At 65.9% G+C, this 24,305-nt stretch carries 16 protein-coding genes; 8 read left to right on the plus strand and 8 right to left on the minus strand.

Annotated features, from left to right (window positions below):
* Nucleotides 1–443 precede the first annotated feature (443 nt).
* Nucleotides 444–1,919, plus strand: coding sequence for a lipopolysaccharide biosynthesis protein (locus ACS5Q7_RS23430; protein ID WP_478341673.1), 1,476 nt, complete (start codon nucleotides 444–446; stop codon nucleotides 1,917–1,919).
* 40 nt (nucleotides 1,920–1,959) lie between these two features.
* Nucleotides 1,960–3,240: an SMP-30/gluconolactonase/LRE family protein gene (locus tag ACS5Q7_RS23435; RefSeq protein WP_478341674.1), complete on the plus strand. Its 1,281-nt coding sequence runs from the start codon at nucleotides 1,960–1,962 to the stop codon at nucleotides 3,238–3,240.
* Nucleotides 3,241–3,291: 51 nt separating this feature from the next.
* Here the strand turns inward: ACS5Q7_RS23435 and ACS5Q7_RS23440 are convergent, their stop codons facing one another.
* Both ACS5Q7_RS23440 and ACS5Q7_RS23445 read right to left on the minus strand, forming a co-directional pair.
* Entirely contained in the window at nucleotides 3,292–4,266 is a 975-nt protein-coding gene (locus ACS5Q7_RS23440; RefSeq protein WP_478341675.1) for a polysaccharide pyruvyl transferase family protein, read from the minus strand.
* Nucleotides 4,267–4,458: 192 nt separating this feature from the next.
* On the minus strand, nucleotides 4,459–4,725 hold the full coding sequence (locus tag ACS5Q7_RS23445) for a hypothetical protein (RefSeq protein WP_478341676.1): 267 nt from the start codon (nucleotides 4,723–4,725) through the stop codon (nucleotides 4,459–4,461).
* A gap of 223 nt (nucleotides 4,726–4,948) precedes the next feature.
* Between ACS5Q7_RS23445 and ACS5Q7_RS23450 the strand changes: the two genes are divergently transcribed.
* The gene (locus ACS5Q7_RS23450; RefSeq protein WP_478341677.1) at nucleotides 4,949–5,941 is read left to right on the plus strand and encodes a glycosyltransferase family 2 protein; all 993 of its coding nucleotides are present in this window, start codon (nucleotides 4,949–4,951) and stop codon (nucleotides 5,939–5,941) included.
* Nucleotides 5,942–5,996: 55 nt separating this feature from the next.
* On the plus strand, nucleotides 5,997–6,860 hold the full coding sequence (locus ACS5Q7_RS23455) for a glycoside hydrolase family 16 protein (protein WP_478341678.1): 864 nt from the start codon (nucleotides 5,997–5,999) through the stop codon (nucleotides 6,858–6,860).
* A gap of 43 nt (nucleotides 6,861–6,903) precedes the next feature.
* On the opposite strand, the gene ACS5Q7_RS23460 is transcribed toward ACS5Q7_RS23455, so the two are convergent.
* The gene (locus tag ACS5Q7_RS23460; protein ID WP_478341679.1) at nucleotides 6,904–7,716 is read right to left on the minus strand and encodes a hypothetical protein; all 813 of its coding nucleotides are present in this window, start codon (nucleotides 7,714–7,716) and stop codon (nucleotides 6,904–6,906) included.
* A 735-nt stretch (nucleotides 7,717–8,451) separates the two neighbouring features.
* Here ACS5Q7_RS23460 and ACS5Q7_RS23465 point away from each other — a divergent pair.
* A complete protein-coding gene (locus tag ACS5Q7_RS23465; RefSeq protein WP_478341680.1) occupies nucleotides 8,452–11,136 on the plus strand; it encodes a family 16 glycosylhydrolase in 2,685 nt (894 codons plus the stop codon).
* A gap of 459 nt (nucleotides 11,137–11,595) precedes the next feature.
* Nucleotides 11,596–12,759 carry a polysaccharide biosynthesis/export family protein gene (locus tag ACS5Q7_RS23470; protein ID WP_478341681.1) on the plus strand — a complete coding sequence of 388 codons (1,164 nt, stop codon included), beginning with the start codon at nucleotides 11,596–11,598 and terminating at the stop codon, nucleotides 12,757–12,759.
* A gap of 43 nt (nucleotides 12,760–12,802) precedes the next feature.
* Here ACS5Q7_RS23470 and ACS5Q7_RS23475 read toward each other — a convergent pair whose 3' ends face one another.
* The gene (locus ACS5Q7_RS23475) at nucleotides 12,803–13,564 is read right to left on the minus strand and encodes a ParB N-terminal domain-containing protein (protein WP_478341682.1); all 762 of its coding nucleotides are present in this window, start codon (nucleotides 13,562–13,564) and stop codon (nucleotides 12,803–12,805) included.
* Between the two features lie 779 nt (nucleotides 13,565–14,343).
* On the opposite strand from ACS5Q7_RS23475, the gene ACS5Q7_RS23480 reads away from it, so the two are divergent.
* Nucleotides 14,344–16,878 carry a VCBS domain-containing protein gene (locus ACS5Q7_RS23480; protein WP_478341683.1) on the plus strand — a complete coding sequence of 845 codons (2,535 nt, stop codon included), beginning with the start codon at nucleotides 14,344–14,346 and terminating at the stop codon, nucleotides 16,876–16,878.
* Nucleotides 16,879–17,273: 395 nt separating this feature from the next.
* On the opposite strand, the gene ACS5Q7_RS23485 is transcribed toward ACS5Q7_RS23480, so the two are convergent.
* From ACS5Q7_RS23485 to ACS5Q7_RS23500, 4 genes are read right to left on the minus strand one after another with little or no spacing between them, the layout of a single operon-like run.
* Complete coding sequence (locus ACS5Q7_RS23485; RefSeq protein WP_478341684.1) at nucleotides 17,274–18,032, minus strand: DeoR/GlpR family DNA-binding transcription regulator; 759 nt, start codon at nucleotides 18,030–18,032, stop codon at nucleotides 17,274–17,276.
* Between the two features lie 60 nt (nucleotides 18,033–18,092).
* Complete coding sequence (gene pdxA, locus ACS5Q7_RS23490) at nucleotides 18,093–19,094, minus strand: 4-hydroxythreonine-4-phosphate dehydrogenase PdxA (RefSeq protein WP_478341685.1); 1,002 nt, start codon at nucleotides 19,092–19,094, stop codon at nucleotides 18,093–18,095.
* Nucleotides 19,091–20,335 (minus strand): four-carbon acid sugar kinase family protein, encoded by a 1,245-nt coding sequence (locus tag ACS5Q7_RS23495; RefSeq protein ID WP_478341686.1) that lies wholly within the window; start codon nucleotides 20,333–20,335, stop codon nucleotides 19,091–19,093. The genes pdxA and ACS5Q7_RS23495 overlap by 4 nt, the downstream gene beginning before the upstream one ends.
* A gap of 1 nt (nucleotide 20,336) precedes the next feature.
* On the minus strand, nucleotides 20,337–21,341 hold the full coding sequence (locus ACS5Q7_RS23500) for a 2-keto-3-deoxygluconate permease (RefSeq protein WP_478341687.1): 1,005 nt from the start codon (nucleotides 21,339–21,341) through the stop codon (nucleotides 20,337–20,339).
* 328 nt (nucleotides 21,342–21,669) lie between these two features.
* On the opposite strand from ACS5Q7_RS23500, the gene ACS5Q7_RS23505 reads away from it, so the two are divergent.
* Complete coding sequence (locus tag ACS5Q7_RS23505) at nucleotides 21,670–24,105, plus strand: PQQ-dependent sugar dehydrogenase (RefSeq protein ID WP_478341688.1); 2,436 nt, start codon at nucleotides 21,670–21,672, stop codon at nucleotides 24,103–24,105.
* The last annotated feature ends 200 nt before the right edge of the window (nucleotides 24,106–24,305 follow it).

Raw genomic sequence — 24,305 nt, forward strand, 5'->3', positions numbered from 1 at the left:
TTGCGAGCGACAGCGAAGCAATCCAGGGCAGCGGGACCTGAACGGATGTGGCGGATCCCTGGATTGCTTCGCTTCGCTCGCAAAGACGGGAGGCGCGGCATGAGCCGGGTTTCCCCGAAAACGCGCTAGCGTCTTGTTTTCGCATCGATTTCTCCGGCCACGGCTGAAGCCGTCGTCTGGATCGATGCACTAGCCAAGCCCGCGCAAATTCGCTAACGAACGTCAATCTACTCTGCCGCCGATCTCGTACATACGAGCAACCAAATTTGGAATGGCGTGCAGATTGCCTTCCATCTTGAGCAGTGTGCTGATTCGGCGGCCCTCAACTTCGATCGGTCGCGCAAGTTCATTGTCGCCTCGGATCGATCGCATCGTCGGTTGGACTGCGGTCGCGGATCGGGCCGCCCTCAGGTCTGCCGAAGGTTCAGGAGTGTCGCATCCGAATGGCGAACGATCATGCCCGAGGTGTGCTGCACGCGCTCTCCTGGTCGACGGTGTCGACGGTCGGAAACCAGTTCATCTCGTTCATCATCTTCGCGATGCTGGCGCGCCTGCTGGGCATTCACGACTTCGGTGTCGTCATGCTCGCGGCGATCTGCATCGACCTGATGCAAGTGGCCGCCGCCTGCGGGATGACCGAGGCGATCATCCAGCGGCAAAATTCCGGGCACGAAGAGGCCAGCACCGCCTTCTGGATCGGATTGTCGAGCGGGCTTCTGTTCTTCCTCATCGCCAACGCGCTCGCGGGCGCCACGGCGGACCTGATGGCCCAGCCGGAACTGGCACCGGTCATCCGGGGCCTGTCGATCATCTTCCTGATCACGCCGCTCGGCAGCATCCAAAACGCGATGCTGGCCCGTGACCTGCAGTTCAAGTCCCTGGCCTATCGGGGCCTGATCGCCAACTTCATCAGCGGAATCATCGGGATCGGTCTCGCCGCGACGGGGCAGGGGGTGTGGGCGCTGGTCTCCCAGCGCATCACCTTCGCGCTGATCATGGCCGTGCTGGTCTGGGTGCTGTGCCCGTGGCGTCCCCGCGTGGAGTTCCGTCCCCAGGCCATGAGGACCCTGCTGTCCTTCGGGCTGAAGATCATGGGGTCGCAGCTCCTCGTTCAGTTGAGCACGCGGCTGACCGATCTGATCTCCGGCTTCCTCATCGGCCCGAGCGCCGTCGCGTTCATCCGCGTCGGAGGCCGCTGCGTCGATATCCTGAACCAGATCACCTTCACGCCGTTCAACCAGATCGCACTTCCGATCCTCGCGCGGTCGAACGGAAACCCGCAGGCGATCCGGTCGACGTTCGTCACGTTCAGCCGCATCTCGTCGGCCGCGATGTTCCCGGCCTTCCTCGGTCTGGCCGCGATCGCCGATCCGCTGGTGATGATCGTGTTCGGGCCGGACTGGATGCCGGCCGCCATCGCGGTGAAGATCATCTGCCTCACGGTGTTTCCGCTTCAGTTCAACGTCCTGCTCATCTCGACATTGACAGCGACGGGACATGCGCGGGCGGTGCTGTTGTGGTCGATGGCTCAGATCGCCCTCGGGCTCGTGGTGATCGCCTACGCGGCGCAGTTCGGCTGGGTCGCCATGCTGGGGGCGGGCGTGGCGCGGGCGTATCTCCTGTTGCCGGTCGGGGTCTATCTTCTGCACCGCACCACCGGGCTCTCCGTCTGGACGGTCGTGAGGAGCATCCGCCCGGCGGCGATCTCGGCCATCGCGATGGCCGTCTGCGTCGCGCTCCTCGACCACGCCGCCGCCGGCACGCTGTCCGCGCCGGTCCGGATGGCGATAGGCCCGCTCGCCGGAATCGTCCTCTACCTGGCGCTCCTCGTTCTCGTGGAACGGAGCCTGATCAAGGAGGTCATGTCGTTCTTCCGCCGAAGCGAACGCGGCAGCGTCATCGGCGATGCCTCCGCGTAAGCCGCGTTCACCGACCTCTGTCCCCCTGAACGGAGTTGCGATGGCCTGGAAGCGATCCGTGCCGGCATGGCTCATGCTGTGCTTGTGCTGGGGACCCGCAGGGGCGCAGTCCCCTCGCGACGCGGCGCCGCAGCAGGGACGCCTGCCCGGCGTGCAGCTTTGGGAACTCCCGCCCACGCCCAACGGCCTCGTGCCCTCGCAGAGCTGGCACGCCACGGGGTCTGCGCCCAACGGCGACCTCTACATCGCCGGCATGGACCACCGCACCAACGCGGCCCTCTATCGCCTGCCGGAGGGAAGCGACCGGCTCCGGCTGGTCGGCGACGCCCGCAGCGCGTCGGAGGCCGCGAACAACTGGCAATCGGGCGAGACGGCCGAGAAGTTTCACACCCGGCCCACCTTCATGGACGGCCGCGTCTACGTCGCGACCATGAACGCGTCGAACCTCGACGCGGGCTATGAAAAGCTCCGGGGCTTCCACTGGTATGCCTACGATCCGAGCGCGGATCGCTTCTCGGATCTCAGCGCCGCCGAGCCGGGCGGCACCGGCCTGCCGCATGGAAGCCTCGTGACGCTCGCGCCGGACCCGGCCAGGAAGACCCTGTTCGGTGCCGTCCTGCCGACGGGCGCGATCGTCCGCTACGATGCCGAGACCGGAGCGTCGGTGCCGCTCGGCCGGCCGAGGGCCTATGACAGGCCCTTCCTCTACGTGAACCGCTTCATGTTCACCGATGCGAAGGGCCGCGTCTACACCTCGGCGGGGGAGGGCAAGGGATACGATCCGGCCATCTACGGCCATCTCTACCGGATCGAGCGAGACGGAGCGGCGACATCCCGTCCCGACATGCCTCTCGTTGAGCCCCGCGCGCTCGAGACCGGGCGCTGCTTCAAGGAGCGTCACATCTGCATCGCGGCGGACAGCCGGGGTCATCTTTATCGTTTCAGCGAGGACGACAGCGGGGATCGGGTACGGTGGTCCTCCATCGGGCAGGTGCCCATGGAGCGGCCGGGTTCGTTCCTCTGGATGTTTCAGGTCAGCCCGGACGGGACCAAGGCCTACGCCGCCGCGACCAGCTACGCGCCCAATGCCGGACCGGCCAACCTCTACGAGGTCGACCTGACCACCGGCCAGTCGCTGCGCCTGTGCAGCCTGGCCGATCTCGATCCGCGATTGGGGACGCTGAACGTCCACACCGGTTACGACGCCTGGGACGGGCAGGGCCGCTTCGCCTTCGCCAGTTTCGACGGCGAGGGGCGCAGCCGGGTCCTCCTCACGCGGGTCGATCCGGTCGCGCTGAAGGCGGCCCTTCCGCGTCGGTGAGCCCCGGCGCGGCCCATCGCGGGCGGAACCGGGGCGGTTCGTCCCTTCCGTCTAAGAGGCGTCGCGGCGGAACTGGTCGAGGCGTTCCAGCATCCGGGATTGCAGGCGCTCGATCGTGGCGGGTGCGCTCGGTTCGGTGGCTTGGCCGGCGAGCTTCGTGAGCGCTTCCGCCGTCCGGGCCGGTGAGAAGCGATAGAGCCCGTTCAGCAGCCCGGTGGAGACCAGGCGGGCCTTCAGCTTCGAGACGGGATTGGCATGGGTCATGGCCGTGTCGGCGCGACCGCGCATGCTGGCCAGCGCCTCGTCGTCGGTCATGGACACGCGGGTGCCGAGGGGAGCCATCGGGCGCCCATGGCGCAGATAACCGGGCGTGCTCGGCGGCGGAAGGACTGTCACGTGGAAGTCGCGCCCCACGGAGCGTGTCCAGTCGAGCCATTTCGAGATCTGGAAGTTGCCCGACGTCGCGAAGGCGGCCCATGGCACGCCGTAGGTGTCGGCCATGATCGCCCCATGAAGCGACTCGGTCAGCACCAGTCGGGCGTCCGCGATGCGGGCGATGACCGATTCGGGCGAGCCACGGGGGTCGAGCAGACCGAAGCCGGCCAGGCGCACGGCCTCGTCCCAACCCGGATCCTCGAGGCTTTGCCAATGCGGGATCACCAGCACACCGTTCCCGCCGGTCCGCGCGGCGGGAAAGAGCGAGGGGACCCGCGGCGCGAGGATGGCGCCGTCGCTCAGGGCGCGGTCGGGATCGAGGCCCAGGAAGGCGGCCGAGATCGGGCCACGCACGCACCAATAGGTGACCTCGCGCCCCGCCCACCGCTCGATCGAGTCGTTCCCGGCTCCGCTGGAGAAGACATGGAGGCGGCGCAGCTCCGGGAAGGGCCGCCCGATGATCGTGCCGATGCCGACGAAGCCCGTCGTCCCGCTGTCCTCGAAGACGTTCGGGGCCAGGGCGGGCCAGAGCACCGCGTTGATGTCGTCACCGAAGTTCGAGACCGATCCGCGAAAATAGGTAAGCCGCACGTGGGAAGCTCCGGGCGCGTGATATCGTGAGGGGGGACCCGGCACAGCCGGAGGTGCTGCCGCGGCTCGTGAGCGACTCGAGCGCACCCCTCTGCCGGGTGCGGTGCAACATGAGTATAGCAAGCCGGCCTGCGAACGAAATCACGGCCGCTATGCAGAGATGCGACGTCCCTCGGCCTATCCCGGCCAATTCTATTTTTGCCGGCTCGACCCTTCGCCATAGGATGGCGCATAGCCGTATCCGGGAATGGTTCCGTAGCCGCAGCCATAGCTGTAATTCACGCAACCGCTTCGGAACGGGTTGGCGGATTTCGCATCGGTCAGTTTCCGCTCCGCCTTCGCGGATCTTTTTTGCAGGGCATCGTTATCTTCTGCGCTGGCTGCGGCGATTGCGCCATTCAAGCAAACGATGCCCAGAAATAGCAGAAACAGTGCTCGATACTTGGATATAATCTGCATTCGGCGACACTCCGTACCCAAGATACAGCGGCATCAGCAGCTGTTCGTGTCGGCAATCCGTTGCGACCCGCGGCCCAGGAAGGCCCTGAACGGTCGCCCATCATATTAATCGCTGAAGCAAGATGATCAATAACCCACAATGAATTTGTCTAAACATTGCGGTATTGCCACTGTGGGTGCTGCGGCCTATGAACGCCTCAATACCTCAGCCGCCGGAGCAAATATGACGTCGGTCTCGTTCATCATAGCCAACTATAACTACGCGGACTATGTCGCTGAGGCCATTGAAAGCGCGCTCAATTCGGATTGGGACGACATCGAGATCATTGTCGTCGATGACGGGTCGACGGACGGTTCGCGTGCCGTCATCGAATCTTTCGGCGATAAGATCCAAGCCGTCTTCAAGACTAACGGCGGGCAGAGGACCGCCAACAACGCCGGCTTTGCACGCAGCAAAGGTGATCTCATCGTCTTTCTCGATGCCGACGATCTCGTCGTGCCTAGCTTCGCCCGCATCGTTGCCTCGGCGTGGCGGCCTGGGGTGAGCAAGATCCAGGTTCAGATGGTCAGCATCGACAAGAGCGGCGCGCGGATCGGCAAGCCCTTCCCGGTGTGGTCCAAGGTGCCCACGCCGGACGAGATCAGGGATTGGGTCGAGCGGACGAGCGAGTATCCCACCCCGCCCGGTTCCGGCAACGTGTATGCGCGGACGTTCCTGGAGCGGTTCTTTCCCCTCGATGAGCGGCACGACAGCTTCACCGACTCGACGACCCTGCCGCTAGCTCCGGTCTTCGGCGACGTGATCACGATCAAGGAGCCATTGGTCCTGTATCGGCGGCATGGCGCGAACGACAGCAGCCTGATCAAGAGCGATCATATTTTCGGGCGGGAGGTCGCCAGGGCGATCCACCGGCAAAAGAGCGCCGCGACGATCTGTTCGGCTCACCACATGAAGGCGCCTTCGGTCGATGTCATTCGGCGAAGCTGGTACGTGATGCAACTGCGCGTCGGCTCCCTCGTGATGAAGCCGGACAGCCATCCCTATGCCGGCGATAGCCGGGTGAGGGTCGTCATGGATGCCGTCCGGGGTCTCTTCACCACCGGAAGCGAGCCCCTTCGGAGGCGCATCAAGGTCGCGGCATGGATCGTCGCGACGATGATGGCCCCCGTATCCCTGGCGAAGCGGAGCGTGCAGGCACGCTTCAGGAATTTCTGACGCGCGCGACCGTTTCACAGAGAGAGGCTCCATGAACATCCTGCGATCGGTCCTGTTGGCGCTTCTCGCCGTGTCATCGGCAAACGCTTCGCCCTTGCCGTCGGTGATCGACCCCTCGCAGTTCGGAGCGCCGACGTTCGAGGAACGCTGGACCAGTCTCGACGCCTCCGAGATGCCGAAGAAGCCGGCGCGGCCGACGCGGTGGCGCACGGTTCTGGGGCACGGCAACCCGACACTGGCCGGCTGGCGTTCGGGCAGTGGTTCCAGCCTCTACGTCGATCCTCAATTTCCCGGCGTCGTCGACGGACGCCGGCTGGACACGCCGCTCGGGCTCGATCCCTTCAAGATCGATCCCGGCGTTTCCCTCACGATCCTCGGAACCCGCACGCCCGAGGACCTGAAATCCAAGCTGTTCGACCGGCCCTATCTCGGCGGTCTTCTCACGACGAAGTTCTCGTTCTCGCAGCTCTACGGATATTTCGAGATGAGCGCCCAGCTGCCGGTGGGCAAGGGGCTCTGGCCGGCCTTCTGGCTGATGCCGCTGCACGGCATCTGGCCCGAGAATGGCGAGCTCGACATCGTCGAGGGCCTCGGTCGGCCCCGCGAGGTCTGGACGACGGTGCATACCAAGGTGAAAGGGGCGGGTGCGCAGAAGAAGGTCACGCTTCCCTTCGACGTCGGCGGTCCGGATGCCGCCTGGCACACCTATGGGGCGGCTTGGACGGACGAGGAAATCGTCTGGTACGTCGACCGGAGGGAAGTTTTCCGCGCGCCGACCCCCTCGGACATGAAGCAGGTCCCGATGTACCTGCTGGTCAATCTCGCGATCGGCGGGGCCTGGGGCGGTATGCCCGATTCCACCACGCCCTTCCCGGCCCGGTACATGATCCAGCGCGTCAGCGTCTGGAAGCTGCCTTGAAAGGTGCCCCCTTGGTCCGAATGGGGCGCCGGACCCTTTATGCCTAGGCTTCCGCGATCTCGGGCGAACGGTGGTCCTTCGCCGAAAGCGTCATCGTTTCGTGGGGCCCGACGGGAATGCCCTTGCTCGTCTTGTACGCGTCCATCTCGGCGTAGGCTTCGTTGAGCTTGTAGGTCGCGCCGATGGGCTTCAGGTGCCGAAGGGGTGCGGCATCGACCACGCCGATCTTCCACCCGTGCTCGCGCGCGAGGACAGGCCAATACGAATCCAATCCCCAGCCATATTTCAGCTCGGGAAGGGGAAAGACATGATCGAAGGTCCTGCGATGGAACGCCACCGTCGGCCCGACCTCGACGAAATTCGTCTCCCTCACCAGATGCGCGGGCCTGCGAACCGTGATCCAGTGGCTGAAATGCGAATGACGCTTGTGCGTCGGAGAACAAATCGACAGATCGAAGATATAGGCCGCCGCGATAAAATCATCGACGAAGCCTGACCTGACCTTGATGTCGTCATCCGTCATGATGACCCAGTCGTAGGCGTCCAGGTCGTTTCGCGACAGCAGGATGTTGGTGTTCTTCAGCTTGCCCATGCCCTCCACGGTCTTGGCGGAGGTTGTAATAGTATGGCGGTGGCTGCTCAACTCGCCGAAAACGCGCTTGAGCGAAGCGGGCTCTCGGTCGCTTTGGACCCCCACGATCAGAATATTCTGGCGTGGAACGTCCTGATAGGCCTTGCTCTGTCGGAATGCCTTCATGACATTCCAAGACATCACATCGTGGACCGCATCCTTGAGGGCAAATCTCGACCGGATGATCTTTTTGGCGACCGGTCGCAATTTGGATGCGTTCGGCATCGCGATGTCCCTCATCAGTGCGGAATGCGGAGCGCGTAAGCCGAGGCGGCGCACCGTCCATGATCGTCGAAATAATCGGCTGAGTCTTGCGACGATAGAAGTAGGCGTACCTGAACACAGCATGGGTGGCAAATTCGTGCAAGCACCAGCCACGGCATGTTGCAATATAAAGCGTCTTCAGATTGCAATCTGTACAGCAATCGGGATGGGTTTGTTATCTAGCGGCCGATTGCGCTTGCCAAGCCGATCTAGGCGGCCCTCGTGTGGATAATTCTTCGCGTCGCCGAGAGTCCGCTCCTCGGCGGGGCAGATAACGCAGCCCGTATACTGTTCAGAGACCGTCCTCGCGCCTTCACCCGGGGGCGTCCTCCCATTGCGGCGAATCCTACCTGCGGGATGGTCCGCAACGCTGGGCCAACGTTCGTTTGCTGTGTCGACCTGGCGCGTCCGACACGCTCAATGCGATAGATTTTTTAAGCAAAATTGCCAAGTCAAACAATCCAACAAAATTTAATCATCTCTCCTCACAGCTTGGAGATGAATCCAATCTAGAACAGGCCATAGTTTAGTTCAGCGCGGGCTCGAACGACCATGGTTACCAAGGGTTACTATAACTCCGCTGGAGTTTTTTTGGCTCTGAGCGGGGCCACCACGAAGGGATGGGTTGCTAAGGCTAATTCTTCTTTGCTTGGCACCGCCGGTAACGATGCGCTGCGCACGGGTGGCGCCAGCACGATGGCCGGTGGCGACGGCGACGACACCTATTACGTCTACACCACCAAGGACGTTGTGGTCGAAAAGGCCAACCAGGGTATCGACACCATCTACTCGACGGCGCCGGCCTATACGCTGCCGGACAATGTCGAGAACCTTGTTATCAGCGGCGTGAATGCCACGGGCATCGGAAATCGCGGCGACAACCTTATCATCGGCGGCGGCACCGGGGCGCAAACCCTCAATGGCGGGGCAGGCAACGACGTCCTCGTGGCCGGCAGCGGCCAGGATACGTTCGTCGTCGCCAAGGGCGAGGGGTCCGACGTCATCGTCGGCTTCAAGGCTGCCACCGATGTCGTCCAGCTGAACGACTACACCTCGCTGACCACCTTCGCCCAAGTGAAGGCGGCGATGACGCAAGTCGGCGCGGACACGGTGATCAATCTCGGCGGCGGCGAGTCGCTCACTCTCCGCGGCCACGCCATCTCCGATTTCAACGCCAACAATTTCCGTCTTCCGATTGACAAGAGTCAGTTCGCGATGACGTTCTCGGACGATTTCGACACGTTCTCGTGGTCCGCGAACGGTGTCGGCGCGACGTGGCAGACCCGCTATCCTTACGGCCGCAGCCTCCCGACCAACAAGGAGGCCGAGTTTTACTCCGACAGCACCGTCGGCGTGAATCCGTTCTCCATCCACGACGGCGTGCTCGACATCACGGCCGCCCATGCGACCCCCGGTGTGGAGACGCCCGCCGGTTCGGGGCTGTCGTGGACCTCCGGGATCATCACGACGTACAAGTCGTTCTCGCAGCTCTACGGCTACTTCGAGGTGAAGGCTCAATTGCCGTCGGGGCAGGGCTTCTGGCCCGCCTTCTGGCTGCTGCCCGCCGACAACACCTGGCCCCCGGAGCTCGACATCTTCGAAGTGCTCGGCAACGACCCGACCACGCTCTACGCCAGCACGCACACCATGGAGTCCGGCAAGAAGGGCGGCGCGTCGGCCGCCGTGACCGTCTCCGACACGTCGACCGCCTTTCACACCTACGCCGTGAATTGGCAGGCCGATTACATCACGTGGTACGTTGACGGCGCGGCGGTGGCGAGGGCGGCGACGCCCGCCGACATGCACAAGCCGATGTACATGCTGCTGAACCTCGCCGTGGGCGACAAGGGGTCCTGGCCGGGTGCCACGAACGCCTCGACGCCGTCGGAAGGGCACATGCTCATCGACTACGTCCGGGCCTACACCGACAAGCCGCCGGCCCTCGACGTCATCGCCGCGACCGGCGCTCCGAGCCTCGGCCTCGGCAAGATCGTCGGCGGGGTCGGCTTGGCCGCAGGTGCCGGGATCACCGGGACGGCGACCGCCGGTGCCCTCGTCGAACTCTACGACGGCACCACCCTGATCGGCACCACGACGGCGGATGCCGCCACGGGCGCCTACAGCGCCACGCTCTCGAATCTCGGCGCCGGCACCCACACGCTGACGACCAAGACCGCCGGCTCGGCGAGCAGCGCCAGCGTCACCATCGTCGTCGGCACCGCGGCCGACATCGTGAAGCAGATGGCGACCCTGCCGAAGATGACCGACCTCGGCGGCATCGTGCTGACCGACACCCACGTCCTCACCGTCGGCTCCCTCGGTGAGATGAAGTCGATGATGATCAACGCCAAGACGGCGCTCGGCGCGATCAGCGGCGGCTACTCCTTCGCGGTCTCGACCACGAGCGGCAGCACGACGACGCTGTCCAACTACGACAGCGCCGGGACCTTCACGTCCAGCACCGCCGAAACCGTGACGGGCGGCCAGCTCACGGGCCGGCTGATCAAGTCCGCCGATGGGTCGATCGACTCGTTCGCCTTCAAGAACGGGCTCGTCGTCAACGAGACACACATCCATGCCGACGGCACCAAGGACGTCTATCTGAGCCACATCGTCGGCAAGTCCTACGATTCCGAGCACGACGCCTACGACGCGTCCGGCATGCTCGTGGCGATGGAGCGCGACCGGGCGGACGGCACCCACGACACCGTGGTGAAATTCGACAGCGTGAGCGGTGATCGGACCACGGACACCTTCACCAGCACCGGTGCTCAAGCGACCCGCACCATCCAGAAGGCCAGCGGGGACGTGATCCAGCAGACCTATGCGAACGACGCCCTGAAGTCGGAATACTTCATCTACGCGCCGAACGGGAATATCGCCGCCGAACTGAAGACGTACGACAACAACATGCTGATGCAGGACACCATCCGCTACGCCGACCAGACCCGTGATATCTTCACCTTCAACGTCACGGGCCAGAGCTTCGTCACCAAGCATCAGGCCTTCGACTCGGCGGGCAATGTCGAGTTCACCGACCTGACCCTGAAGGACGGATCCCACACGGTCACGGCGAGCCAGGCCCATCAGACCTTCACCACGACGAAGGACGTGGCGGACGTGTTCAAGGGCATGGGCGGCGACATCTTCCTGTTCGACAAGCCGGCCGGTCGCGATGTGATCCAGGGCTTCCATGCCGGCGCCGGGGCGAACCACGACGTCATCAAGGTCGCCTCGTCCATCGTCGCCGACCTCGCTCACCTCTCCATCACCGCCGCGGGCGCCGATACGGTCATCACCCTCGGCACGCCGAACGACACGATCACCCTCAAGGGCATCGCCCCGGCGGCGCTCACGCACGACAACTTCTGGTTCGTCTAACCAGAAGCGCCCGGCGTCCACCCAGACGGGAGACGCCGGCTCTGCGACGGCTGAGGGCCGGCCCGGACAAGGGCCGGCCCTTTGCTTTGACTGGAGCGTTGCAAGAATCGAACGCGGTCCAACACATCGAGTCATGCCCGGCATACACAGGTACGGCTGGCATGATTTGCATCTCGCGGCGCAATGAGCCATTTAAGCGGGGCGGTAAGTGGCACCCGAGGGCGTGTACCGCGCAGTAGTCAGTCATCGATTCTGATCTGGCGTGGCATCTTGAGGATCCGCCCTGGGTCCGGCGCGACAATACATGGCCGAATAAGCGAAAATGCCGCGAGCGGAAGGCTGGGGGATGTGGGTTTGAACCGAGCGAGCCGTCACACGGACCCATGTCCGATGCGACTTCGGCGTGTGGCGACAAGCCGGCCGGCGCGGCCCTTCTCCCGTCTCGCGGGGATCGGCGCGATGCTGCTGACTCTCGTGGCGGGCGGCTGCAACTACGTGTCCAGCGACGGGCCGACCTCGACCGCGATCCACGACGGGGCGACGGCGACGCTCGTCCAGCCGGGGCAGGCGGTGGGCTTCGTGGTGCTGGACCTGAACCCCGCCGTGATCCAGGCCGCCAACACCTACACCCGCAACATCACCCCCCGCTTCGCCCATGTCGGCGCCGGGCCGGGAAGCCGGCAGGGTTTCATCGGTGTCGGCGACATCATCAACATCACGATCTTCGAGGCGACGGCGGGCGGCCTGTTCATTCCCCCGGAGAGCGCCGCGCGCACCGGAAACTTCGTCCCGATCCCGTCTCAGCAGGTCGAGTCGAACGGCACGATCACGGTGCCCTATGCCGGCCAGATCCGGGCGGCGGGCCGCACGGCTCAGCAGGTGTCCAAGGAGATCTCGGAAAAGCTGCGCCAGCGCGCGGTGGAGCCGCAGGTCGTCGTCTCCATCGGCGAGAAGCGTTCGGGCAGCATCGCCGTCCTGGGCGACGTGAACACGCCGACGCGGGTGACGATCGACCCGGGCGGCCTGCGCGTCCTCGACGCGATCGCCCGCGCCGGCGGCGGACGCAGCGCACCCTACGAAACCGTCGTGACGCTCAAGCGCGGGGACCGGACGACGCAGGCGCTGCTGAGTTCGGTGGTGAAGCTTCCCGAACAGAATCCCTATCTGTCCCCCGGGGACACGCTCGTGCTGTCGAAGGAGCCGAAATTCTACGTCGTGCTCGGGGCCACGCCGCCGCCGGGCTCGATCGGCGGCACCAACAACCGCCGCTTCACCTTCGAGAACGACAACATGACCCTCATCGAGGCGGCGGCGAAGGCCGGCGGCCTCGATGCCAGCCGGGCCAACCCGCAATCGGTGTTCCTGTATCGGATGGAGTCGCGCGGCGTGCTGGAACAGCTCGGCGTGGACGTCTCCGGGTATAGCGGCGACGTGATCCCGACGATCTATGCCGCGAACTTCGACCGGGGCGACGCCTTCTTCCTGGCGGGCGAATTCGGCATGCGCAGCCAGGATGTGGTGTTCGTGGGCGAGGCTCCGGCTCTCGCATTGCAGCGGTTCACCGCCGCTCTCTCGGGTCTGACCGGGAACGCCAGCGCCGTGGCCGCCACGCGGGCCTACTGAGGCCGGTCCGCCCGCCATGCCATGGCGGGCGGTCGGGGCGGAATCACTCGGCCGCCAGGGGCAGGAGTTCGGTGCAAAGTGCGGCGATGATCGCCTCGCTCAGTGCCTCGCTGACCGCTCTGCCTGAAGCCTCCGCGCGAACGGCACCGTGCAGGCGCGCGAGGTCGATCCCGTCGAAGGCCGAGAGGAGCGTCAGGCCGCTGTCGCGCCATTCCGGCACTTTGGTGAGGGCCTTGCAGATCGCCTCGATGGTGACCCGCGTCAGCAGGGCGGGAGTATTGTTCGTCGTCTGCGTGATGCATTGCAGGGCGGTGATCAGCGTATCCCGCCCGTAATGGCGCAGGCAGCTGCGCAGGGCCGACACCGCCAGGGTCTGGCCCGGCTGCAGCCGCCCACCCTTCGGGCGCACGCGCAGCAGCTCGACATCCGCGCAGGCGCAGACGTGGTGCAGTTCGACCGCCCAGGCTTCGCCGGCCGCGAGGGCCGCGGCGAAGAGCGCGACGGGCGAGACCGGGGTCGTGTTGGCGTTGATCGCCTTGAACGCGGCCGCCTGTTCCCGTTCCTCGGCCACGACGACCTGGCACGGCACGCTCGCGAAGCCGCACAGGGCGGCGGCGGTGGTGCGGTGCTGGCCGTCGATGATCGCGAATCGGCCGCCCTCGACCGGTGCGACGACGACCGGCGCGAAGAAGGACCAGCGGAAGTTCTCGGCGATGCGGACGATGTTGCGCCGCGACTTGGGCGAGATCGCGCGCTGATAGGACGGGTTGACGACGAGATCCTGGATCGCAACCCACTGCAACATCGGCGTCGCGCCGGCGGGAGACTTCGCAGGACGCCTCAGACCGGTCGTCGAGATTGCCCGCATGGCGTTCATCCTCTCAAACAACGCATCGATCGATGGGATTTACCAATCAGAATTGCAAAGCTTGTCGTGGCGGCCATGGCAGGCGGTATCGCGCCTCCATTGAATTCGCGGCCGGTGATTTAAATACCGCGTTGCGGTTACTGTCGAATTTAGGCGGAAAAGTGGTGTTTCAAAATTTGCAATACCGAACGATCGGGGTCGATGTGACAGAGATATTCTAATCGTTTTGATGAGGTGCCTCTGAATTCTTCAGGTACTGGCCGGACCGAACCAATCCCAAAACGCGCTTGAATATTGGCCGTCAATCGCGCGCGCCGGATTGTCTCCGTCCGTCATGCGGCAGCGCGCTGGCCAACCGCTCGGCGCCACACGAAAGACCCCTCGAAACGGCGTCGCACCATTTTCCGTTCCACCTCGCGATGCGTCCGTTTGTCCGGCGCCGGTCAGTGAGACGACATCGCGCCGATGATGCCGCCGGCCTGACCCGCAAGAGGCGGGCCGCTGCCCCCGGCCGACCACTCTCCGCGCCCGAGTTTTCGCCGGCTTTCCTTCAGTAACCATACTGCCGTCTACAACTACTTACGCGATGCAGACTTCTAAGTATTTCGCACCGGCTAAGGTTGCGAAAATTCAATGGTTAGCCCTTTATTAACAATCCGAAATATTCTAGCTGAATTCAAGTACAGCTATTTTCAATATTCTTCGGAGGGGGCGTGATGAGTGACTACAATGCGAGCTTCGTCGACTCGAGTGTGTGGCTCGATTCACTGTCTCAAGACAAGACAACTCTGAGCCTACAGGGTCTTTCGATCCAATCGACCGGTGGTGTTCTGACGCCGTATCAGGGTTTGTCGGTGCTTTCGCCCAGCGATACCTACGCTCAGCGCTGGACCTACGAGATCGACGCGTACAACGATTCGCCGGAAGGATTGAGTCTGACCTTCGACGTACCGCAGACCAGCGTCACGCTGAACTTCGGCATGCTGGTCGCGGAATCGCTGTTCGACGTGAAGCCGCAGGCGGAGAAGCTTCTCGTCAACCTGCACTTCACCGATGGCACCTCGTCCGTGCAGACCGTCACCGCCGTCAGCACCACGAGCGGCGACGTGACCTATGTGGTCGATGCCTCCGTGACGGGCGGCAAGCTGATCGCGAGCCTCGACCTGTCGCCGAGCCTCGACGTGCCGACCCTGCGGCCGAACCTGCCGGCGCAGTACATCGGGAGCTACAACACCACCCACCCCTATTCCGAGTTCACCCTCAAGGGCGTGTCCTACGACCTGAACGCCGCTCCGGTGATCGATCCCGACCATTCCCAGGTCGTCGGCGCGGTCGTGGAGGATGCCTCCCCCACCCGGGTGGAGACGTTCGGCGGGACGATCAGCTTCACCGACCGCGACATGACCCAGAGCCATGTGGTCAGCGTGGCGCGCGGCGCGTCCGATTACCCGAGCGTGCTGGGCTCCCTGACGGCGACGCTCGCCACCGACAGCACCAATGGCGCCACCGGCCAGGTCAAGTGGAACTACGTCGCCGACGACGCCGTGCTCGATCGGCTCGCCGCCGGCCAGACGGCCCACGAGACCTTCGCCATCACCCTCGATGACGGCCACGGCGGCATCACGACACAGAACGTGACCATCACCATCACGGGCACGAACGACGCGGTGGTGATCGGGCTCGCCAAGCTCGCGGGTGCGGTGACCGAGCAGGTCTCCCCCGGTGCCGTGCTCAGCGACACCGGCACCATCGCCTTCTCGGATCTCGACCTCATCGACGTCCACAGCGTCTCGGCCTCGCCGGTCGGTGCGACGCTCGGCACGCTGACGGCGGTCCTGTCCGCCGACACGACCGGCACCGGGACCGGCGGCGCGCTGACGTGGACCTACAATGTCGACGACGCCAAGGTCGAATATCTCGCCAAGGGTCAGACCAAGGTCGAAAGCTTCACCGTCACCGTCGATGACGGGCACGGCGGCTTCGCCACCCAGCAGGTCGACATCACCATCACCGGCACCAACGACGCGCCGGTGATCGACCTCGCCCATTCTTCCGTCAGCGGCCTCCTCACCGAGCGCGCCTGCATCACCGGCAGCAGCGCGATCCAGTCGGCCACCGGCACCGTCGCCTTCCAGGACGTGGACCTCACCGACCGGCCGGACGCCACCGTCTCGGCCCAGAAGGTGGTCTATACCGATGCCAAGGGCATGGTGAGCACCCTCGATGCGGGGCGGATCGCGGCGACCAAATCTGCCTTCTCCATCACGCCCGAGGCCGGGAACACTCATGACGGCGTGATCGACTGGGCCTTCAAGACCACCGACAGCGCCTTCGATTTCCTCGGCCAGGGCGAGCGCCTGACGCTGACTTCGACGGTGCTCGTGGACGACCACCACGGCGGCACGGTCAGCCAGGACGTCACCGTGACGGTCATCGGCACCAACGACGCCCCGACCTCCATGGCCGACATCGCCGGCGTGGGCCAACTCAGCAAGCTGAAGGTCGACGCGGCCCACGGTGTCCTCGCCAACGACCGCGACGTCGATCTCCACGACACCCTGGTCGTCACCGCCGTCAGCGACGGATGCAGCACGGTGTGTGTCTCCGCCTCGCAGGCGGGAACGCTGCGCGGCGATTACGGCACGCTCAGCCTCAACGCGGACGGCTCCTACTCCTACACGTCGGATCTCTTCGGCGTGCTCAACCAGCTGAAGAATGGCTGCCTCGTGCCCCAGGACACGTTCAGCTACACGGCCAGCGACGGGCACGGCGGCACCACGACGAACACCCTCACCGTCACCATCGCCACCCAGGGCCTGCAGAATTACGTGCAGGGCACGGACGGCAACGACGTGCTGAGCGCCACCACCTGCAAGACGGTGCTCGGCAAGGTGCTCGGCATCAACGACGCGATGGTGCTCGACGGCGGCAACGGCAACGACGTGCTGATCGGCGGCAATTCCAGCGACGTGCTGATCGGCGGGAGCGGCAACGACACGATGACGGGCGGCGGTGGACGCGACACCTTCGTGTTCGGCCGCTTCAGCGGCAAGGACGTCATCACCGACTTCAAGATCGGGCTCGATGACATCCAGATCGACCACAGCTTGTATTCCAGCTTCGCGGCGGTGAAGAGCCACGCCGCGCAGGTGGGCACCAGCGTGGTGATCGATCTCGGGGGCGATCACTCGATCACCCTGCAGAACGTCCTCCTGAAGAACCTCTCCGCCGGCGACTTCCACTTTGCCTGATCGAACGACGACAGCCCCCCGTGACGCGCGTCACGGGGGGCTGTCGCGTTTTTCAAGGCTGCCGGATCGAGCGACCACCTCGTCTTCGCTGCGCCCACGAGGACGGTCGAGCCGGGGGGCCAGAACAGCGACCGGTCACGTTGAGGCGGCCCCACCCACTCACCACAGAGCCCGACCGAAAAAGTCGCGACGGCGCCTCACACCTCACCGTCTTTGCGAGCGTGAGCGAAGCAATCCAGGGGCGGGAGGGCCGCTTACGACCGTGGCGCGTCCCTGGATTGCTTCGTTCCTCGCAATGACGGAGGCGGACGCGACCTTTCCGGCCGGACTCTCAGGATGAGGCGGAGGGTTGGAACTGCCTCAACCCGAACGGAAGCCGCACGAGCCTTCCGGAGTCAGGCCTCCGCCGTCACGATGTGCGCGCCCGCGTCGACCAGGGCTTGCCGTTGATCCTGCGAGGCGCCCGCGTCGGTCACCAAGGTCCACCGATGGGGGAGGGGGGCCCAGGCCATCTGTTCCGCGCGGCCGAGCTTGGCCGCCGTGGCGAGCACGATCGTGTCCTGCGCCTGCGCCATCATCGCGGATTTGAGGGCGACCTGATCCAGGCTAGCCTCGCACAGGCCGCGCCCCGCGACCACACCATCCGCGCTCGTCACCATGCGGTCGGCCGTCAGTCTCCGCAGCGCTTCGACGGCCAGGGGGCCGACGGTGCTCATGCTCGTCGCCCGCAACCCGCCGCCGAGGACGATCAGGTCGATCCCGGAGGCGCGGGCCAGACAGGGGAGCAGCGCGAGGTTGTTCGTGATGATGCGCAGCCGCCGGTCCACCAGAAGGCGCCCGAAGGCCGTCACGGTGGAGCCGGCATCCAGGATGAGCGTCTCGCCGTCGGAAACGAGGGCGAGGGCGGCCCGCGCGATGGCCTGCTTCTGGGGACCGTCGATCGCCAGCCTCTGGTCGAGGGTGGTCTCGGGCGAGCCGCCGGCGAGGATGGCGCCGCCATAGGTCCGCCGCACCGCCTTGGTGTCGGACAGATGCTGGAGGTCCCGCCTTACGGTCGAGGCCGAGACGCCGAACCGCCGTGCGAGATCGTCCACGTCGATCTCCCCGACCTCGAGCGCCGCCAGCAGCCGCGCGCGGCGTTCCGTCCCCCGCATCCCCTTGCACTCTCCATCTGCCCGCGACAGAGGGGCGGCCGATTCATGCCGGGGAAGGCGTCAGGCCGCCAGCGATTTCGGCGCCAGATCCACCGCCTGTCGCAGCGCCTCGATCAGGCTCCGCTCATCCGCCACGCCGGTGCCGGCGATGTCGAAGGCGGTCCCGTGATCGACCGAGGTGCGGATCACCGGCAGGCCGACGGTGATGTTCACCCCGGCTTCGAGGCCGAGCACCTTGATCGGGCCATGGCCCTGGTCGTGGTACATGGCGACGACCATGTCGTAATCGCCCCGCCCCGCCAGGAAGAACAGGGTGTCGGCCGGCAGCGGCCCCCGGACGTCCCAGCCCTTCGCGAGGCAGGCCTCCACCGCCGGGGTGATCTTCTCCGCTTCCTCGCCATGGCCGAACAGGCCGTTCTCGCCGGCATGGGGATTGATGGCGCAGACGCCGATCTTCGGGTTGGCGATCCCGGCCTTCGCGAGGACAGCGTGCCCCCGCGCGATGACCCGCTCGACGAGACCGGGCTCGATCCGCGCGATCGCATCGATCAGGCCGATATGGGTCGTGACGTGGATCACCCGCAGTTTCGGCGAGACCAGCATCATCGAGACCTCCGGCGTGCCGGTGAGGTGCGCGAGCATCTCGGTGTGGCCGGGGAACTTGTGGCCGGCGGCGTGCAGCGCCTCCTTCGACAGCGGCGCCGTGCAGATCCCCTGCGCCTGCCCCGCCTGCACGATCTCCACCGCCTTGGCGATGCACCGATACGCGGTCTCGCCCGCGACCGGCGACAGGCGCCCGAACGGCAGATCCTCCGGGACGCAGTGCAGGTCCAGGCACTGGACGGCGCCGGTGCCGAACGTCGCCTCACCCGCATCGGCGCGGGCATCGACCGTCATGTCGGACCCGACGATGCGGCCCGCCTGCCGCAGGCGCCCGGCATCGCCGATCACCAGGGGGCGGCAGAGGTCGTGCACCTCCGGATGGGTCAAGGCCTTCATGATGATCTCCGGCCCGATGCCGGCGGGATCGCCCATGGTGATCGCGATGGTCGGACGGGTCATGTGAGACTTCCTTCGGTTCGCGCCTTGCGCAGACGGTCACGGATACGCACGAGGCTGTCGGCATCGCCGAACGCCCCCGCCTTCGTCGCGATGGGAATCGAGAGCTGCCCCAGGGTCAGCCCCAGGGAAACGCCGGGCTCGATCTCGTCCGCGAGGTGAATGCCCCGGATCCCGAGGCGTGTCAGCAGGGCCGCCGCGGTCTCGCCGCCGGTGGCGGCGAGCGCGCCGATCCGCTCGGCGACCGAGGCCAGCGCGTCGGCCAGGGCCTGGGCGAGCCGGGGGCCGAGGCTCATGTCGGGCTCGCCCGCCAGCACGATCTCCACCAGCACGTCGCCCCCGGCGGCCAGCCGCTCCGCGACGCGGGTCGCGAGGGCCGCCCGGGCGTCCGCATCCGCCAGGAGGATATCCGGCGCGATGGGCAGGTGCATGACGGCGCCGTCCGCCACCAGCCGCCGGGCCGCCGCGCGGGAGGTTTCGGCCATGGAGCCGACGACGAAGAGCGCGCCGCGCCCGTCCGGCCCGAGGCGGACCGGATCCAGCCCCTGGAGCGGCATCGCGGTCGCGAGGGCATGGGCCAGCCCGGCGCTGCCGACGAAGAAGGGCGAGCTCTCCATCGCCAACCCCGCCTCGGCGATCCGGCGCAGGTCGTCGTCGGTTTCGGCATCGCAGATGGCGATCCGGTCGGGGAGGGCGGCGATGTCCGCCAGCGCCTCGGCCAGTCCTTCGCCGCGCACGGTCTCCAGGGTGAGCGTTCGGGACGCGAGCCCCGCCGTGGCGAGGACCGCGCCGAGTTCGGCGCTCGCATAGCGATGGTCGCGCCGCCAGACCTCGGTTTCCTCCAGCGGACGACCGGCCACGCGCACCCGTCCGCCCACGGTGGTCCGGCCGGTGCCGGGGAAAGCGGGCGCCAGGATGCCGAAGGCCCGGCCGTGAACGGCTCGGGCCGGGGCCAGCGTCGCCGCGATCTCGGCGGCGGGCTGCCCCCGGAGGGTCGAGTCGATCTTCTTGAACAGCCGGCGCCCGGCGCCGTGGAACCGCAGCAGCAGCGCCGCGTGGCGCTGCGCGGCGGCCTCCTCGGAGAGCCCCCGGCTGTCCGCATCGTAGGACAGGACCGGGACCTCCTCGTCCCAGGCCGTCTCACCCCAGATGACGGCGGCGGCGCGCCCCCGCCGACGAAACGCGATCGCGCAATCGGCGGCCCCGGTCAGATCGTCGGCGAGGATGAGCCAGCGGGCGTCCATCTCAGGCCCGTTCCGCCCGGACCGGATCGGCCGGGGCCTCGTCCGGCTCGGCTTCGCCGGCGCCGACGACCCGCGCCGTCCAGGCGGTGGCGACCGGAACCAGGATGGCCGTGACGACGACGCAGGCCGCCACCAGGATCGTCGCGGGGCCGGCGGCATCGGCATAGGCCGGGTTCGCGGCCGCGACGATGGCCGGGACGGCCGCCGCGTTTCCGGCGGTCGATGCGGCGGCCACGCCCGCGACGCCGTTGCCCCCCGTGAGCCGGTCGGCCAGGAACAGGGGAATGCCCGTCACCACCACCACCGCGACACCCATCCCCAGCCCCAGCAGGCCCGCCTGCCAGACCTTGGTGAGATCGAGGCCCGCGCCGAGGGCGAAGGCGAAGAAGGGAATCATGACCGGGATCGCCCGGCTCAGGAACGCCCGCATCTCCCGGTCGAGATTCCCGATGATCATGCCGACGACGAGGGGCAGGATGGCGCCCACCAGGGTCTGCCAGGGAAAGGCCGAGAGGCCGGCGACGCCCAGCGTCACCATGGTCAGGAACGGGCCGCTTTCCAGCGACATGACCGTGTAGGCGCCGACATCGCGCGGGCGGCCGTACTGGCCCATCAGCGCCATGTAGAGGCCGCCATTCGTGTCGTTCATGCTGGCGACGACGGCCAGGGTCGACAGACCGGCGAACATGCCCGCCGCGACCGGGGCCTCGCCGAGGACGCGCCCGAAGACCAAGCCGAGGATCAGCGCGATCCCGATCTTCACGACCAGTAGCGTGCCGCCTTTCTTCACGATGTATGGGGTGGCCCTGAAATCGATACTCGCGCCCATGCACACGTAGAAGACCGCCAGGATCGTCAGTGCGCCCGAGAACAGAGCCCCGGTGAAGGATCCGAAGAACTTCGGCGTGCCGGGGAAGAACGTCGCGATGAGCGCGCCCGCCAGCAACGGCACGACCATCATGCCCCCCGGAACGCGGTCTATCGTCCGCTTAATCGGCACTTGCATGGCAGCGTCCTCCCTGACTGTCTTCGACAACTCTTCTTGATGGCCTCCCGTACGCGGCCGGCCATGCGCGACGTTTCGCGCAGATCGCGCATTTCGTCAACGCAATTGCACAATCTGCGCAATCGGGCCGTTAACGAATAGGTAATGGTTGGGATGGTGGGATACAGCCGGAATACACACGTAAATGAAGCCGCCTACCTGAGCGGACGCAAGCAACGGAAAGGCTTGACGGTCGGCGTTTTTCAATACTTCATGGGCGTCACTTGAATCGCGGCCGGGTGCATTGGCCACTCTATTATGATTCGCCACTGAATATGGAGAGACGATCATGATCGTGGTCCGCGGTCCGGATGACGATACGGTGACGGGCACGGACGCCGCGGACACCCTCTCCGGCGGAGGCGGCTCGGACACCCTGAACGGCGGCGGCGGGAACGATATTCTCTACGGTTTCGGATCCGCCGACCTCGCCCCGGACTCGGGCGTCATCGACGTCCACCGGCTTCCGGTCGGCTTCTCCAGCCCCGTCTACGGCGCGTCTCCCCCTGGGCAGCCCGACCTGCTCTACGTGGTCGAGCAGCACACCGGCCGGATCGTCATCCTCGACACGACCACGGACACCAAGCTGGCGACCCCGTTCCTGGACCTGCCGGATGCCAGCCTCGCGTCCGGCGGGGAGCAGGGCATGCTCGGCCTCGCCTTCGATCCGGCCTACGCCAGCAACGGCAAGTTTTACGTCTATCTGACGAATGAGACCGGCGCCGTCGAAGTTCGCGAGTACACCCGCTCCGCGTCGCAGCCGAACCAAGCCGATCCCGCGTCCGGTAAAGTCATTCTCACCTTCGACCATCCCGGCAGCCAGCATTATGGCGGGTGGATGGATTTCGGCCCGGACGGCAACCTCTATATCGCCACCGGCGACGGCGGATATCCCGGACGGGCAGAGGATACCGCGCAGGATCCGAACTCGCTCCTCGGCAAGATGCTTCGGATCGATGTCCATTCCGACGATTTCCCGAACGATGCCGGGCGCGACTACAGCATTCCCGATGGAAATGCTTTCGCGCCGGGCGATGGCGCCCCGGAGGTCTGGGCGCTCGGCCTGCGCAATCCCTGGCGTAGCAGCTTCGACACCAAGACGGGCGATCTCTACATCGGCGACGTGGGCGAGGACCATATCGAGGAGATCGATGTCGTCAAAGCGGGCACGGCGGGCGGGCTGAACTTCGGGTGGCGCGTCAAGGAAGGATCATCGGGGCCGACCGATCCGGCCTATACGGACCCGACCCTGGAGTACCAGCACGGAACGGGACCACTCAACGGCTCGTCGGTGACCGGCGGCTACGTCTACCATGGTCCGGGCGGCGCCCAGGATCTCTACCTCTTCGCCGACTTCTCGGCCAATCATCTCTGGGCCACCCGCATCGTCAACGGTGAACCTCAGTTCTTCCGCAATCTCGATCAGGATCTACGCGTCGATTCGGGGCAATTCAGCGCCATCGTCTCCTTTGCCCAGAGCGGGAACGGCCAACTCTACGCGATGGGGGTCGACGGCAAGTTCCTGCACCTGAACTTCTCGGAGGCGGCCGGCGACGGGAACGATACGCTCGATGGCGGCGCCGGAAACGACAGTCTCTACGGCGGCAGCGGCAACGACACCCTTCTGGGCGGCGACGGCGACGACCATCTCACCGGCGGGCTCGGCAACGATCTCCTGAGCGGCGGGGCGGGAGACGATACCGCGCATTTCTCCGGCACCCTCGCGCAACATACGATTCAGTATGACGCCGCCAGCGGTCGCTTCACCATCGCGGATACCCGGCCCGGTCCCCATGACGGGACGGATATTGTCACGGGTGTCGAGCACTTCGCCTTCGCGGACCAATCCGTGAACGCGTCGAGCTATATTCCGACCACCTTCTCGATCGCTCCTCTCGCCGCCGTCGCCCACGAAGGGAACAGCGGCAGTTCTCCCTTCACCTTCGAGGTGGAACGCCACGGCTCGGTCGACACGGCCGCGACCGTCAGCTTCGCCACCACCAGCGATGCGGCCAACGGGGCCGACTTCACGGCGGGCGCCCTGCCTTCCGGCTCGGTCACCTTCGCCCCCGGTCAGGCAACCGCGATCATCACGATCGGCGTTGCGGGCGATACGGTCGTCGAGGCGGATGAGGCGTTCACGGTCACCCTCTCGTCGTCCAGCGCCGGCAGCATCGACCCGCTCCATGCGGCGGCCAACGGCACGATCCAGAACGACGACGCCATGGCGGGCAGCTACGTGCGCGGCACGGCGGGGGCCGACACGCTGGATTATTCTTCCACCACGACGCGGGTGATGATTGCCGGGCTCGAGGGCAACGACACGATCCGGGGCGGAGCCGGCAACGACTCGCTCAACGGGGGAGGCGGCAACGATATCCTCTCGGGCGGAGCCGGCAACGACGTCATCACGGGCGGGCCGGGCACCGATCGCATGGCCGGCGGTGGCGGAGACGACACCTTCATCTTCGCGGCGGGCGACCTCGGCATGAAGGGCAGCGCCGATCTCATCGTCGACTTCCAAGGGGCGGGCCATGCCGGCGGCGACGTGATCCGCTTCACCGGCTTTGCGCCGGGGTCGACGCTGGATCTGGTCGGAACCTCCGGCAACGCGATGGTCTACGAGATCCACGACGCCACCGGGGCATCGGAAGGGCAACTCATGGTGAGCGCGGGGGGCACGCTGGGCCACGTCCTGACGGCAAGCGACTACACTTTCGCCTGAACCAAGGCGGGGGCGCGGTTCACTCCTGCGCCTCTCGTCTGTCCGGATCGCGTGCGCCAAGCCCATGGCGCCGTCATCGCTTATTGCCCCGGCGCGCCAGCTCGGTGAAAACACGGAATTCAAGCTGCCTGGCAAAGCAGGCCTTCGCCTTCGCGCCAGGAGCCGACATGCGCTCGCTGCCCGAACCAGACGTTCGGCTT

The sequence above is a fragment of the Methylobacterium sp. Gmos3 genome, from assembly GCF_056430985.1.

Excerpts from the sequence above, each read along its gene's own strand:
- ACS5Q7_RS23480 (WP_478341683.1), top strand. The coding sequence starts at position 14,344 with ATGAGTGACTACAATGCGAGCTTCGTCGACTCGAGTGTGTGGCTCGAT.
- ACS5Q7_RS23470 (WP_478341681.1), top strand. The coding sequence starts at position 11,596 with ATGCTGCTGACTCTCGTGGCGGGCGGCTGCAACTACGTGTCCAGCGAC.
- ACS5Q7_RS23495 (WP_478341686.1), bottom strand. The coding sequence starts at position 20,335 with ATGGACGCCCGCTGGCTCATCCTCGCCGACGATCTGACCGGGGCCGCC.
- ACS5Q7_RS23465 (WP_478341680.1), top strand. The coding sequence starts at position 8,452 with ATGGCCGGTGGCGACGGCGACGACACCTATTACGTCTACACCACCAAG.
- ACS5Q7_RS23505 (WP_478341688.1), top strand. The coding sequence starts at position 21,670 with ATGATCGTGGTCCGCGGTCCGGATGACGATACGGTGACGGGCACGGAC.
- ACS5Q7_RS23500 (WP_478341687.1), bottom strand. The coding sequence starts at position 21,341 with ATGCAAGTGCCGATTAAGCGGACGATAGACCGCGTTCCGGGGGGCATG.
- pdxA (WP_478341685.1), bottom strand. The coding sequence starts at position 19,094 with ATGACCCGTCCGACCATCGCGATCACCATGGGCGATCCCGCCGGCATC.
- ACS5Q7_RS23445 (WP_478341676.1), bottom strand. The coding sequence starts at position 4,725 with ATGCAGATTATATCCAAGTATCGAGCACTGTTTCTGCTATTTCTGGGC.
- ACS5Q7_RS23475 (WP_478341682.1), bottom strand. The coding sequence starts at position 13,564 with ATGTTGCAGTGGGTTGCGATCCAGGATCTCGTCGTCAACCCGTCCTAT.
- ACS5Q7_RS23450 (WP_478341677.1), top strand. The coding sequence starts at position 4,949 with ATGACGTCGGTCTCGTTCATCATAGCCAACTATAACTACGCGGACTAT.
- ACS5Q7_RS23460 (WP_478341679.1), bottom strand. The coding sequence starts at position 7,716 with ATGCCGAACGCATCCAAATTGCGACCGGTCGCCAAAAAGATCATCCGG.
- ACS5Q7_RS23430 (WP_478341673.1), top strand. The coding sequence starts at position 444 with ATGGCGAACGATCATGCCCGAGGTGTGCTGCACGCGCTCTCCTGGTCG.
- ACS5Q7_RS23435 (WP_478341674.1), top strand. The coding sequence starts at position 1,960 with ATGGCCTGGAAGCGATCCGTGCCGGCATGGCTCATGCTGTGCTTGTGC.
- ACS5Q7_RS23485 (WP_478341684.1), bottom strand. The coding sequence starts at position 18,032 with ATGCGGGGGACGGAACGCCGCGCGCGGCTGCTGGCGGCGCTCGAGGTC.